Below are 14,258 nucleotides of genomic sequence, written 5' to 3' on the forward strand. Positions count from 1 at the left end.
TTGATTTCCCCTTAAAACCCGCTTGCCCTAAGCGGGTTTTTTATGCCAAAACCCAAGCATCCAAGATTGATAGAATAAATCTATTGATGAAATTGTTTATTTCTATTTAGTATTTTCAGATAAATGGGCGACACTTAATTTAACGCGACAGGTAGAAAAAGACGAACCACCTGTTTTTCTTGCATTAATAATTCATTTAGGGGGATGCATGGAATCGTTAAAAGTTAAAGATTACATGAATGCGCGCCCGGTAACATTTGATCCCAATATGTCATTATCTCAGGCTCTCGATAAATTGTTGACTGCCAAACAAATCGGTGGGCCGGTCATTAATGAAACAAAAAAGGTTGTCGGCTTTTTATCTGAGCAGGATATGATCCATAAGTTATTGAAAGTTGGGTACTACTGTCAAGATACCCATACTGTTGGTGAATGTATGCGACAGGATGTGCTGACTGTCGCTCCTGATGATTCCATTATTGAACTAGCTGAAACAATGTCAGGTCAGAAACCGAAAATTTATCCGGTAGTCGATAGTGAAACGAGTCGACTTATTGGTGTTATTACCCGTCGAGATGTTTTAACTGCAATCAGTAACCAGATCGTTGACTGTTTCAAACATCCGGTATAAAACAAACTTATCAAGATGATTGTTAAAAGGCGCTTAATGCGCCTTTTTCTTTTGCGAGTAAGTCGTTAAGAATTGCACATAGACGAAATGGAGCCGCTGTGGCCAAATCACTTCAGGATAATAGTCCCCGAGATAACGTACACGCCAAGTTTGTAACAGGCTCGCCGATGAAACATATCATTGTGATGTCGGGGACGGGGGCTGTTGGCCTGATGGCGTTATTCCTCGTTGATCTGCTGGACATGTTTTTTATCAGCTTGTTGGGCGAGATCGAACTGGCAGCAGCAATTGGCTTTGCCGGTACCTTGGTATTCTTTTCTACCTCGGCATCAATTGGAACCTCGATCGCGATGGGAGCGCTGGTCTCTCGTGCTTTGGGGGCCGGGAAAAGGGACAAAGCCCGAAATATGACAGTCAATGTTATGATTTTCGCCTTTATTATCAGCTGTATACTAGTATCACTCATGATGTGGCAATTGCCTCAGCTCCTGGCAATGATCGGGGCTAAGGGCAGGGTGGCAGAAGCGGCAACAGATTATCTGACTATTTTGTTACCCAGTGCTCCCATGATTGCGATTTCAATGTCTGCTGGCGCGGCATTGCGTGGTGTCGGGGACGCAAGGCGTTCGATGGTAGCGACATTGATTGGTGGTGGCGTCAATGCGGTGCTTGATCCCTTGTTTATCTTCGGGTTATCAATGGGGGTTCAAGGTGCTGCTATTGCTTCTGTGTTTGCTCGTTTGGCGGTAATGGTATTTTCGCTACATGCTGTGATCGTTCGGCATGACTTGGTGGCTAAGCCTGAAATTAAATCATTTCTAATGTCGCTGTTGCCAGTCTCTGCAATCGCTTTTCCGGCAATTTTAACCAATACAGCGACTCCGATTGGCAATGCTATTGTTACCAGTAATATTGCGCAGTTTGGCGAGAGTTTTGTTGCCGGCTATGCGGTGATCGGCCGGATTATGCCGGTAAGTTTTGCCTTGATTTTTTCTTTGTCCGGCGCGATTGGACCGATTATTGGACAGAATTTTGGGGCCGAGCGCTGGGATCGGATCACTCGGTCTTTGCGCGATGCCATGTTGTTTGTTTCGTTTTACTGCATATTGGTCGCCGCCATTTTGTGGTCAGTGCAAGATAGCCTGATCGCAATGTTTAGCTTGCAGGGAGATGCTGCAGAGTTACTGTCCATTTTCTGTTCGTTCGTTGCGGTTACCTTCATTTTCAATGGTGCCATGTTTGTCGCCAATGCCGCATTTAATAACCTAAATCGTCCAACCTGGTCGACGGCACTCAACATGGGTAAAGCGACTATTGGGACGATTCCTTTTGTCATGGTTGGCGGTTACATTGCTGGTGCCGGAGGTGTCTTGATTGGTCAGGCATTAGGCTCGGTGGTGTTTGGGGTAATTGCCGTGGTATTGGTCATGAAGCAAGTGGCTATTATGGCGCGAGAGCACGAGCAAAGGCAGGTTGAGCTTGAAGTGTTGGAACCGCAGGTACCTTTAACCCCATTCTGTTCTTCCCGTACCTATATGGGACAGGAAGATGCGCTAGACGAGCAGTTGGTTACCGAAACAAAGTAGCAAAAACAGCCGGATTTTATGCCCGTGATCCTTATTGCGGGCCTACCGCTCAGAAACGTTAAATTTATTTACATTTCACTCGTTTATTGATCTGATTCGAAGATTTCCCTCCCTATTGTACGCACAATGTTTACTACCTAAGAGTTATATATTTATCGGCATAAGGACACTTTATTGCCGCTAGATTCTTATGCCTGTTGTTACTTCTTCCGAATAACAAGAATCCTCGGAATGTCGAAAAGGATGAATACAGGCATAAGCAGCATATTTTATTGTTTTAAGGGAATATCCACGTTATGCGCCAATATATAAGGTACATTGTGCCTATCCTGATCCCTCTTTTGATATTAATCCTGCCGGCCTCGGCATTTCCTGTAGAAGGTTTGACTGTTATCCAGCAACGAGTCATTGCGATTTTCTTGCTGGCTGCCTTGTGTTGGGTCCTGGAGCCGATCCCGATTTATGCTACTTCGGTTGTGATCATCGTGCTGGAGCTACTGCTCTTGTCAAACAAGGGACTGTACCTGTTTCGGGCTGGAGAGGGGCAGGCCTATTTTGGCGAGTTACTCACCTACAGCGATATCATGGCCACCTTTGCAAGCCCTATCATTATGTTATTTCTGGGGGGCTTTTTTCTGGCCATGGCGGCGACTAAGTATCGACTGGATGTCAACTTAGCACGGGTCTTATTGAAACCTTTTGGAACCCAGCCCAAGTATGTCATGTTCGGCCTGATGTTGATCACCGCTATATTCTCGATGTTCATGTCCAATACCGCCACGACGGCGATGATGTTGTCGATTTTGGCACCGGTGATTGCGCTGTTTGGTGCCAAGGACCCAGGTAAGATAGCGTTCGCGCTCTGTATTCCTGTCGCTGCCAATATCGGTGGTATCGGTACACCAATCGGTACACCGCCTAATGCCATTGCCTTGAAGTACCTGACGGGCGAAAACTTGATCACCTTTGGTGAATGGATGTTCTTTGGCGTCCCTTTTGTTGCCGTGCTGCTGGTGTTTGCCTGGATGCTTATCAATATGCTCTATCCGGCAAAACAAGAGAAAATTGAACTCACCATCAAAGGGAAGTTCCTGAAAACCCCCAAAGCGATAACGGTATATATTACCTTTGCCCTGACGATTATTCTGTGGCTGATGGGGTCATCACATGGTATGAATTCCTACACCGTTGCACTTATCCCCGTAGCCGTATTCTCGCTAACCGGCATTATCAATAAAGAAGATCTGAAGAAAATTTCCTGGGATGTCCTGTGGTTGGTTTCCGGCGGTATTGCGCTTGGCTTGGCGCTTGATCAGACAGGGTTAGCCCGCTTGCTGGTTCACAGTATTCCGTTCGATAGCTATTCGCCATATGTCGTTCTGGCGGGTTCGGCACTGCTTTGCTTGTTGATGGCCAACTTCATGTCACATACTGCGACAGCCAACTTGCTGATGCCAATTATGGCAGCACTCGGCACTTCTATGACGTCGTTGGTGCCGCTTGGTGGCGAGATCACCTTGATATTGGTGGTTACGTTCGCGGCGTCGCTGGGGATGTCTTTGCCGATCAGTACGCCGCCAAATGCGCTGGCTCATGCTACCGGCCATGTCCAGAGCAATCAGATGGCCCGCGTGGGCGTGATCATCGGTGTTGTGGGTGTGTTGCTGAGCTTTGTGATGATTTGGGCGCTGCACCTAATCGATCATATTTAACTGGATTTGGGGGCGGCTATTTTTGGTGTTTGCCCCCACTTTTATCTCGGAGAACCGATGCATCAACCGAAAGCTTTACAGCGTATTATCGATGTTTATTTTCGAGAGCCTGCACGTTCGGTTACCGTCAAGGCGGGTACACAGGTGCTCAAGCAAGACGGTTATAACGATAAGTTGTATTGGGTGAAGAAAGGTGAGCTGTCTGGCTACTTCAATAAAGAAAACAGTGAACTGACGGCAAAAGTGTTTCGGGTCGATCAGGGGATGTTTTTTGGGGTGCATAGTTTTTTCTCGCAGACTTTCGTGGCGTCAACCACGGTCATTGCCGAAACAGACAGCGAGCTAGCCTGGATAGATCTTAATACCGAGGCCAAGGAGCCGGAAACATACGGCTCGTTCAGTGAGCAGTTTATGCCTGTGATGGTTCATGAACTGGCGCAGCGTCAGATGATGACCGGCATGCAGGCACTGGCAAAAGAAAAGGCGCTCCAGAAACTTTATGCGGCAGAGCAGATGACAACGCTAGGCCAGCTGGCTGCCGGTATTGCCCACGAGCTGAATAATGCCGTGGGGGTTCTGAGTAGTAAGACTGAGGGCCTGCAGGGTGCTATTTGCCAGTTTTTGCAAGAAAACAAACCTGAAGTCAGTCCGTTTATTGATCTTGGCATTTGTACCGGGCAGTCATCGACTTCTGCCGAGGTTAGAAAAAGGGCCAAGGACTTGCAAGAACGGTATGATCTTGAGAGAGAGCAGGCCCGGCAATTGGCACGGGCTCAGCCAAAGGGAGATATCCCGGATGACTGGCTAGAAAACCTTGATGAGGCATTGCAGTATTGGGATATGGGGCGTGATCTGCATGATATGCGGTTAGCGTCGAAACATGCGGCAAGTATAGTGCGCTCAGTCAAGCAACTGGGGGGGACCGACCATGCCCGCCAGCCTGATATTGATATCAACGATACAATCCATAAATCACTGTCGCTGCTGCAAAGTAATCTCCGGCGAGTCAATGTGGTACTGCGGCCGGCCGTGTTGCCGACAATAACGGCCAGTACTACCGAGTTGGTACAGGTATGGGTGAATATCATTAAAAATGCCTGTGATGCGATGGAGCAAACACAGGATCCGCAGATAGAGATTATCACCCGACATTCAAAGAATCGGTTGCTTATTACCATCAGTAATAATGGCCCGATGATTGATGAAGCAACACGAAGAAAAGTATTTCAGCCAAACTTCACCACCAAAAAGGGGGGGCTGTCGTTTGGCTTGGGGCTGGGTCTATCAATTGTTCAGCGAATAGTGCAGAGCTATGGCGGCACAATCGCACTTAAGAGTGACTCAGAGAAAACCAAATTTCGAATTAAACTGCCAATCGCGTAAGGGATGGTTATGGAAAAGCTAAATATCATCTGTGTAGATGACCAGAGGGAAGTGCTGAGCGCTGTGCTTAAGGACTTGGCGCCGCTGAACGACTTTTTTCATGTAGAAGACTGTGAATCGGCTGACGAGGCATTGGAGCTGATGGATGAGCTGGATGCCGAGGGTGAGTTTATTGCTTTGGTGATCTCCGATCACGTGATGCCGGGTAAAACGGGGGTGGAGTTGTTGACTGACATCTCTCAGGATCCGCGTTTCACCCAAACTAAGAAAGTACTGCTTACCGGTCAGGCGACTCATCAGGATACGATAGCAGCAATTAACCGTGCTCGGATCGAGAGTTATTATGAAAAGCCTTGGAAAGCCGATGCTCTGCTGACGACAGCACGTAGCTTGATCACCGAATACGTGTTCGATATGGGACTGGACTATCAGCCTTGGAGCGATATTCTTGATAATAGCGTGGTGTTTAGACGCCTTCGCTAGTTCCAGACTGCATTAGTTGCAAGCCGTATTCTTGCTAGCTTTAAGGGTAATTTGAATGCAAGGAAAGCCGTCCTTGCATTCATACTTTGCTTGTCTCACTCTTACTCTCCTTACTCTCCTTACTCTCCTTACTCTCCTTACTCTCCTTACTCACTTCAATTTCCATTTCGTAAAATCACCGTGATTTGAATAATCTGCCCTGGATCAATTTCAGAGAGATTGCCGTATCTCGGTTTCAAATGTTTGCTCGCTTATCAACTACTATTAAGATGAGTGGATGGCTGGAGGTAGATATTATGGTTGATTTCGTTGAAAACATGCGCCGGAAGGGTAAGGCTGAAGAAGACTTGTATTTCGCCGAGTTGGATCGCAAGCTGATTGAGGCCTTGCATGAAAAACAAGCCAGGCAATTTGAGTCGAGCGATGCCCCTATTGCCTCAAAAGACCATAGTGATACTCCTTCCCAAATGAAATGATGTCGAGAAAGATTGTCATTTCCCCTTGACCTTAGACCYAGCTCCAAGGTTTATAGTTACTGTATTGACCAAATAAAGCATACCGAGGAGAGAAACCATGTGTGCTCAATGCAATAACAAAAAACCACATATCCATACTGTAAAATCGATGGCAGTCAACGCAAGCACTGTTCAGGTTGAAAGTGGAACAATGCAGGATTGTTGCAGCTCAGTAACCGTGACGTGTAGCGATTCAGCTGATTCTGGTTGTTGTGGTGATCCTGGTGCCGATGAGGAACCCGCTGCCGGCAGACCTTCCGTACATCCCGTTTATACTCATCAGCATGACCATCAACATACCCATCAACATAATTATGAGTCTAGTAGTTGTTCGGGTAACAGCTGTTGTAGCGCTTCTATAAGTATTGAAGATGAGCAAGCCCTTGAAGCGGCACTCACCCAATCGACTCACAGTAAAACATTAAGTTGGAAAGTCCAGAATATGGACTGTCCAAGCTGTGCTAGCAAACTTGAAAAAGCCCTGTCCGGCATCGAGGGTGTTGATACGGCCAAGGTGATGTTTGCGACCCAAAAGCTGGTCGTTAACTGTCAGTCAGGAAAACAGGCTGATGTTATTGAAGCCAAAGCTAAAGAAACGGGGTTTCCGCTAGTCTCAACACGTAGCAAAGAAAGTGAAACAGAGAGCAAAAGCTTTCTTCAGCAGAATTTACCTATCATCGTAATTTCGACGATGATGCTGATCTCTTTTATCATCGATAAAAGTTCAGAAACCTATGGCCTAATCGCGTTTACACTCACGACGGCGTTAGGGCTTATTCCGATAGTAAAAAAAGCCATAGCGCTCGGCAAAAGTGGCTCTCCGTTTTCGATCGAGACACTGATGAGCGTCGCGGCAATTGGTGCGCTCTATTTGGGAGAGACCGCAGAAGCGGCCATGGTCTTGCTGTTATTTCTTATTGGCGAGCAGCTTGAAGGCTATGCCTCTTCCCGGGCGAGAAGCGGGGTAAAAGCCCTGATGGATCTTGTGCCAGAGCAGGCCATGGTCATTCGCCCTGATGGTACAAGGGAAAAAGTTGCAGCAGAAGATCTCACAAAAGGGGATGTCATTGAAGTTGCACCGGGTGCTCGTTTGCCAGCCGATGCCGAGCTTGTTGATATAACCGCAAGTTTTGATGAGAGCGCATTAACGGGAGAATCGGTTCCTGTTGAGCGACAGCCTGGTGAACAAGTGATGGCTGGCTCGTTGGTGACAGATAAAGTGGTACGTTTAAGAATCGTATCGGAGCAAGGTGACAATGCTATTGATCGGATCTTGCATCTGATTGAGGATGCCGAGTCTCGTAAGGCACCGCTAGAGCGTTTCATTGATCGTTTCAGCCGCCTGTACACCCCGGCAATGATAGTGTTAGCCGCTTTGGTGATAGTGGTGCCACCTTTGCTGTTTGCACAATCATGGGATGAGTGGATTTACAAAGGGCTGACCTTATTGCTGATTGCCTGTCCTTGTGCGCTGGTGATATCGATACCGGCAGCAATTACCTCCGGTTTGGCTGCTGCTGCACGGCGAGGAGCCCTGATTAAAGGTGGAGCGGCGCTTGAGCAGCTCGGTCATATTGAAATGGTTGCCTTCGATAAAACAGGTACGCTAACCGAAGGCAAACCGGTGATGACTGATATTGTTAGTTGGGATGGTGACGAAGATAGACTGTTGCGTCAGTCTGCAGCTGTCGAAGCGGGATCATTACACCCGCTTGCTCAGGCTGTAGTGAACGCAGCGAAAAATCGAGGGTTGTCGGTTATTGAAGCCTCTGAACGAGAAGCGCTGCCAGGGCGTGGGATCAAGGGTGAGATAGATGGGGATACGTTGCTACTCGCTGCCGCTGACAGGTTGCCGGAATCGGTAACACTGACTCCTGGCCAACAAGCCGAATCAGAACTGTTGGAAGGTGAGGGCAAGACCTTGGTTGTCGCCGTTCGCAACGGTTTGCCAGTCGGCTTGATAGCTTGGCGTGACAACCTGAGAGATGATACTCACAAAGCCATCAAAAATTTGAAGGCGATGGGTATTCATACCGTAATGCTGACAGGAGATAACCCTCGTGCAGCAGCGGCTATTGCAGGTGAAATTGATATAGATTATCGAGCAGGTTTACTGCCGGCAGACAAAGTAACCGAAGTCCAGTTTGCTAATCAAAATGCGAAAGTCGCTATGGTCGGAGACGGCATCAATGATGCTCCGGCAATGAAGACGGCTTCTATTGGTATTGCGATGGGAGGCGGTACCGATGTGGCACTTGAGACAGCAGATGCCGCATTAACCCATAATCGGGTATCGGAGTTGCCAGTGATGATTGCACTGTCTCGGGCCACGCTGGCCAATATCCATCAGAACATCATACTGGCACTGGGATTGAAGGGCGTTTTCCTGATAACTACATTGCTAGGTATGACAGGGCTATGGGTTGCAGTATTGGCTGACAGTGGCGCGACCGCATTGGTGACACTGAATGCATTAAGGTTGCTCCGGTTTAAAGCAAAAATTGAAGAGTAATTGCCGTTAGTTAATCTATCATCTTAAGAGTGCCACCAGTGTGGCGCTCTTTTTTTGGGCCATAATATTTTTGTGACGCAAAGCATAAGTAAACGATTTTGCGTGATATTGATCACCTTTCTATGAGAAATGAAATTAACGACATTTCAATCGTTGTGATTCCTGTCACTAAAAACTGTCATTCTATCGGCTATCGTTATCATGTGTTTTGAGAGTGCTTTGTTTAGAGTATTGTCAAAACACAAATTATTTTGATAAATAACCGCAGGTTCAAACTTCCCTAACGCGCGGTAAATAGTATAAGAAAGGATATGATTATGTCTGACAACGCAGTTTTCCATCTAGGTGTAAACAAAGAAGATCTTAACGGTGCAGAGCTAGCAATTATTCCTGGTGATCCAGCACGAGTTGAAAAAATTGCTAACCTAATGGATAACCCTGAATTCTTGGCAAGTGCTCGTGAATATACGGTTTACCGCGCTAAGCTAGACGGCAAGTCTGTAGTTGTTTGTTCAACTGGTATCGGTGGCCCATCAACATCTATTGCTGTAGAAGAGCTAGCTCAGCTAGGTGTTCGTACATTCCTGCGCGTAGGTACAACAGGCGCAATTCAGCCACATATCAATGTTGGCGATATGATCGTTTCAACTGGTTCAGTTCGTCTAGACGGTGCTAGCCTTCACTTCGCGCCAATGGAGTTCCCAGCAGTAGCTGACTTCAACGTAGCAACTGCAATGAAAGCAGCGTGTGATGCCGATGGCGCTACAGTGCACACGGGTGTAACAGCATCTTCAGACACTTTCTACCCAGGTCAAGAGCGTTACGACACATTCTCAGGTCGCGTAGTACGCCGTTTCCAAGGTTCGATGGATGAGTGGCAACAAATGGGTGTTCTGAACTTCGAAATGGAATCAGCAACACTGCTAACCATGTGTGCAAGTTCAGGCCTACGTGCAGGCTGTGTAGCCGGTGTTATCATCAACCGTACTCAGAAAGAGATCCCAGATCACGCGACGTTGAAAAAGACTGAAGCGCGTTCAATTAAAGTGGTAGTTGAAGCAGCACGTCGCATGCTAGCCGAGTAATTGTTATCACTGGTTATTTAATATGGTAGCTGTGCTGGAAGTGCTCATTGATAATTATCAACTAGGTATTTCTGTCTTGGTTTCGAATTAAATTCCAGCGTGCTAACGGTTCACCACACATTTAAACCGATGCTCAGGCATCGGTTTTTTTATGCCTCCAAGTTCTCCTCAGTAACACTCCCTCTTCTCTTTATTGCGATTCTTCGTGCCTTTATCAGGCTATGTCACATCTAGAATATTAAATCGTTCAAATAGCAGGCAATGGTGTTGTAAAAAACCAAGTCTGGTGCTTATATTTTAATCACATACCGACGGTCGGTCGGTTGTGAGCATATTGCAAGCATTTAGAGAAAATCCCTATGGCGAGAGTCATCAAAGCCGCTGATGAAAGGCGTTGTGAATTTATCGCAGCAGCGCAAGATTTGTTTTATAGCAAGGGGTATGAAAGCACGTCAGTGAATGATTTGATCTCCGCTGTCGGAGTCTCGAAAGGTGCTTTTTATCATTACTTTGATTCGAAGCAGGCTGTTCTGGAAGCCTTGGTCGACGATATGCAGTCGCAATACCAAACCTTGGTGGGGGAGCTGATCATCGACCCTGGAATAGATGCGATCAGTAAGTGGAATCAGCTGCTGGTTGTCACGAACCATTGGAAGATTGAACAAAAAGAAGGGCTGCTTAGTTTTGCCAAAATTATCAATATGGATGAGAACCTGCCGCTAAAACATAAGCTAATAACGAGAAGCTCAAAATTATTGGCTGCAGATTTTACCGTTATTATCAGGCAAGGGATTGATGAAGGTGTGTTTGACACCCAAACACCTACTGTTGTTGCCGAGCTGGTGGTTGCAGTGTTGCATGCTTTTTCAGATGGGTTGACCGATCTACTTCTCGATCAGAAGACTCAAGAGCAGCCGTTTCAACGAGCACTACGCAAAGTCAAAGCGACCCAGTTTTCGATAGAGCGGATCCTCGGGGCGCCGACAGGCTCACTGACGCTTATCGATCAGGGCACCTTGGCTGGTTGGTTTAAATAAATACGTTTACCTACTCACATGAAGCCAAAACTTGTTTCATGAAACGAGGACTTGTTTTCACAGAATACCAGTTTGTTTTCATCGACAGTTTGCTAAGGAAAAGTTATGCGTGATTTATCTATTTTACTATCAGTCGTGGTGGCTCTGTTCTCTACGTCGATCTTTGCCGAGACCGCGACTGAAATCGTCAGAAAGTCTGATCTGCAAATGCGGGGTGATTCGAGCTATACCGAAGCGACGATGAAGATCATTCGTCCTGACTGGACGCGTTCGATGAGTATGAAAACCTGGAGCAAGGGCATGGACTTGTCACTGGTATTGGTGACTGCACCAGCAAAAGACAAGGGCAGTGCATCGCTCAAGCGCCAACGGGAAATGTGGAATTGGATCCCTAGCATCGAGAGGGTCGTCAAAATCGCCCCTTCGATGCTCAGTCAGTCTTGGATGGGCTCGGATTTTACCAATGATGACTTAATTAATCAGTCTTCCATTGTGGTGGATTATCGCCACCAGATGGTCGGTAAGGAGGTATTTGATTCCGATCCGACCTGGGTTATCGATGCGATTGCCAAACCGAATGCACCAGTGGTGTGGAATAAGGTCCGTTTGTGGATCTCTCAAAAGACTTACCTGCAGCGCAAGGTTGAGTTTTACGACGAGTTTGATGAGCTGGTCAACACCATGAAAACCTACGATGTAAAAATGCTGGGTGGGCGGCAGCTTGCGTCCAGAATGGAAATGCTGCCTGCGGATAAGCCGGGTAATAAAACCCAGATTATTACCCATCAGGCACAATTTGATTTTGCTGTAAAAGACAGCTTTTTCTCGTTAAGCCAAATGAAAGCACTGCGTGACTGACGTAAACAGGAGGTTTTATGTTAGTGAAGTTAGCGTGGCGCAATTTATGGCGGCAGAAACGACGGACGGTTCTTACCGCATCTGCACTGGCATTGGCGCTTGCGCTGTCGTTGTTTATGCGCTGCCTGCAAGAAGGGAGCTATGCCAATAACATTGAGAATGCTGCCCGTTTCTACACCGGGTTAATACAAATTCAGCATCCTGAGTTTTCGGATAGCCAGAGTATTGATGATTTGCTGCCAGCAGATAGTCAGTTTATTGCCCCAGCTAAAAGCCACCCCAATATCAAACGTATATTGCCGAGAATAGAATCCTTCGCATTGGCGGCTGCTGGCGACAAATCGAAAGGTGTGATGGTAATGGGCGTGATCCCCGAGCAGGAGAACGACTACTCGGGTATAGCAGGCAAGTTAAGTGAAGGGACGTTCTTGTCTGCCGATGATCAGCAAGTATTGATTGGCGAAGGCTTGGCTCGTTTTCTAAATCTGCAGGTCGGTGATGAAATTATCCTTTACGGTCAGGGATACCGGGGCCAGACTGCCGCAGGTTTGTATCCTGTCAAAGGGATACTGGATTTCCCGATGCCGCAGCTTGATAACCAGCTGGTTTATATGCCGTTGGCACTGGCGCAGACCTTATACAGCACCGAACAGCAAGTCACGGCCTGGGTGCTGCACACTCGTATTTTGTCGGCACTGCCTCAGACTGTTGCAGAGTTAAGCGCGGATTATGACGGGCTGGCAAACATCCGTGACTGGCAGGATCTTTCTCCGGAGATGGCACAGCAAATTCTGATGGATAAAGCAGGAGGCATTATCATGATGTACCTGCTTTATGGTGTGGTGGGTTTCGGCTTGTTCGCGACTTTGCTGATGATGACCCTAGAGCGCCAGCGCGAGTTTGGCGTCATGCTGGCCACCGGACTATTGCGAAAGAAGCTGCTTGCTCTCATTAGTATCGAATCATTGTTTATTGCTCTTTTGGGGGTTGTACTTGGGCTGGGGATCTCCGCACCATTTCTTATCTGGTTTTACTATAACCCGATAGTATTAACGGGCGAGACGGCGGAAATGATCCTGGAAATGGGCTGGGATCCGGTCTTGCCGATCCTGCTGGAACCATGGCTGTTTGTTAATCAGATAACGATCGTATTGGGTCTGTTGCTACTTTGCTTGATTTATCCGATGTGGCGTGTCTATCAGCTGGACTTGGTCAGTGCATTAAAAGGAGGCGGACATGCTGGTTAAATTGGCCTGGCGCAATTTATGGCGCAATAAATTACGAACCAGCATCATGCTCAGTGCCATGGTATTCGGTCTGATGGGCGTAGTCAGTATGATGGGCTTTATGACGGGCATGTACGGCAGCATGATAGATAACGCTATTGCTTGGCAGACCAGTCATATCCAGGTTCATAACAGCCGCTACCTCAATAACCCTGATATCAATTCAACGATTGTCGATTCCCACCAGCTTATTGCATCAATTGAACAACTGCCGCAGGTAAGAGCCATGTCGGCACGGTTTGTTGCTGATGGAATGGTCGCCTCGGCACGCAGCGCCCGCGGGGTAAGAATCAATGGCATTGATTTGGAGTCAGAAGCCTTGGTAACACCGCTGGCAGCCAATATCCGGCAAGGTGAATGGCTGTCATTGGAAGGGCGCAACCCTGTCTTGGTTTCAAACAAAACGGCTGAACGGTTGCGGCTGCGTGTCGGGTCCAAGGTAGTACTGACATTCACCAACGCCAGCGGTGATGTAACCGGGGCGGCGTTTCGTGTTCGTGGGATCTTTAAAACTCCCACTTCAAGTTTTGATGAAGGAAATGTCTTTGTTCGGCGTGGCGATCTAATGGCATTGGCCGGCATTGAAGGCAGCCATGAAATAGCCATATTGCTGGATGACGAAAAAGCGGCGTTCTCGTTGCGAGACGTACTGCAAGCGCAGACATCAAACCCAAATACCGTCCGGGACTGGCAGCAGGTCCAACCGATGCTGGCTTCGATTATTAACCAGATGGGTACCAGCAATGCGATTATGCTGGGGATCTTTGTCCTCGCACTGAGCTTTGGCATCGTCAATATAATGCTGATGTCAGTATTCGAGCGTACCCGGGAGTTCGGTGTGCTGATGGCGGTAGGTATGCAAAAGTACAATATTTTTTTGTTAATCATGCTGGAAACAGCATGGCTTGGGATCACTGGTGCATTACTGGGGATAGCCGGTAGTGTGGGGCTAATGCGGCTCTTGCAGCATACCGGTGTACCGCTCGGCAAGCTTGCCGAAGGGCTCGGGGCGTTCGGTGTCGATACCACTTTGTATCCTCAGGTCTCCCTGACGGACTACCAGATGATTTTTATCACCGTAGTAGCAGCGAGCATTTTGGCAGCACTTTATCCGGCGCGCCAAATTCTAAAGCAGCGCCCTGTTGATGCAATGGCGGAGAAACATTGATC

At 47.6% G+C, this 14,258-nt stretch carries 12 protein-coding genes; all 12 read left to right on the forward strand.

Translation table 11 applies throughout. The features are described from left to right. Positions 1-208 precede the first annotated feature (208 nt). Positions 209-631 (forward strand): CBS domain-containing protein, encoded by a 423-nt coding sequence (locus EDI28_RS01855; protein ID WP_128782136.1) that lies wholly within the window; start codon positions 209-211, stop codon positions 629-631. Between the two features lie 185 nt (positions 632-816). Beyond that, positions 817-2,217 carry an MATE family efflux transporter gene (locus tag EDI28_RS01860; RefSeq protein WP_428430393.1) on the forward strand — a complete coding sequence of 467 codons (1,401 nt, stop codon included), beginning with the start codon at positions 817-819 and terminating at the stop codon, positions 2,215-2,217. 296 nt (positions 2,218-2,513) lie between these two features. Continuing rightward, positions 2,514-3,929 carry an SLC13 family permease gene (locus EDI28_RS01865; protein WP_128782137.1) on the forward strand — a complete coding sequence of 472 codons (1,416 nt, stop codon included), beginning with the start codon at positions 2,514-2,516 and terminating at the stop codon, positions 3,927-3,929. Between the two features lie 57 nt (positions 3,930-3,986). Further along, positions 3,987-5,312, forward strand: coding sequence for an ATP-binding protein (locus EDI28_RS01870; RefSeq protein WP_128782138.1), 1,326 nt, complete (start codon positions 3,987-3,989; stop codon positions 5,310-5,312). A 9-nt stretch (positions 5,313-5,321) separates the two neighbouring features. Next, on the forward strand, positions 5,322-5,795 hold the full coding sequence (locus EDI28_RS01875) for a response regulator (RefSeq protein ID WP_128782139.1): 474 nt from the start codon (positions 5,322-5,324) through the stop codon (positions 5,793-5,795). A 296-nt stretch (positions 5,796-6,091) separates the two neighbouring features. Further along, positions 6,092-6,271: a hypothetical protein gene (locus EDI28_RS01880; RefSeq protein WP_128782140.1), complete on the forward strand. Its 180-nt coding sequence runs from the start codon at positions 6,092-6,094 to the stop codon at positions 6,269-6,271. Positions 6,272-6,368: 97 nt separating this feature from the next. Next, positions 6,369-8,822 carry a zinc/cadmium/mercury/lead-transporting ATPase gene (locus tag EDI28_RS01885; protein WP_128782141.1) on the forward strand — a complete coding sequence of 818 codons (2,454 nt, stop codon included), beginning with the start codon at positions 6,369-6,371 and terminating at the stop codon, positions 8,820-8,822. A 317-nt stretch (positions 8,823-9,139) separates the two neighbouring features. Then, the gene (gene udp, locus EDI28_RS01890; RefSeq protein WP_128782142.1) at positions 9,140-9,907 is read left to right on the forward strand and encodes a uridine phosphorylase; all 768 of its coding nucleotides are present in this window, start codon (positions 9,140-9,142) and stop codon (positions 9,905-9,907) included. Positions 9,908-10,266: 359 nt separating this feature from the next. Then, the gene (locus EDI28_RS01895; RefSeq protein WP_128782143.1) at positions 10,267-10,944 is read left to right on the forward strand and encodes a TetR/AcrR family transcriptional regulator; all 678 of its coding nucleotides are present in this window, start codon (positions 10,267-10,269) and stop codon (positions 10,942-10,944) included. A 105-nt stretch (positions 10,945-11,049) separates the two neighbouring features. Then, complete coding sequence (locus EDI28_RS01900; protein WP_128782144.1) at positions 11,050-11,802, forward strand: outer membrane lipoprotein-sorting protein; 753 nt, start codon at positions 11,050-11,052, stop codon at positions 11,800-11,802. 17 nt (positions 11,803-11,819) lie between these two features. Next, positions 11,820-13,049 (forward strand): ABC transporter permease, encoded by a 1,230-nt coding sequence (locus tag EDI28_RS01905; protein ID WP_128782145.1) that lies wholly within the window; start codon positions 11,820-11,822, stop codon positions 13,047-13,049. Next, positions 13,039-14,256 (forward strand): ABC transporter permease, encoded by a 1,218-nt coding sequence (locus tag EDI28_RS01910; protein ID WP_128782146.1) that lies wholly within the window; start codon positions 13,039-13,041, stop codon positions 14,254-14,256. Before EDI28_RS01905 ends, EDI28_RS01910 begins: the two co-directional genes overlap by 11 nt. The last annotated feature ends 2 nt before the right edge of the window (positions 14,257-14,258 follow it).

This window comes from Photobacterium chitinilyticum (assembly GCF_004104355.1).
Taxonomy (GTDB): Bacteria; Pseudomonadota; Gammaproteobacteria; order Enterobacterales; family Vibrionaceae; genus Photobacterium; species Photobacterium chitinilyticum.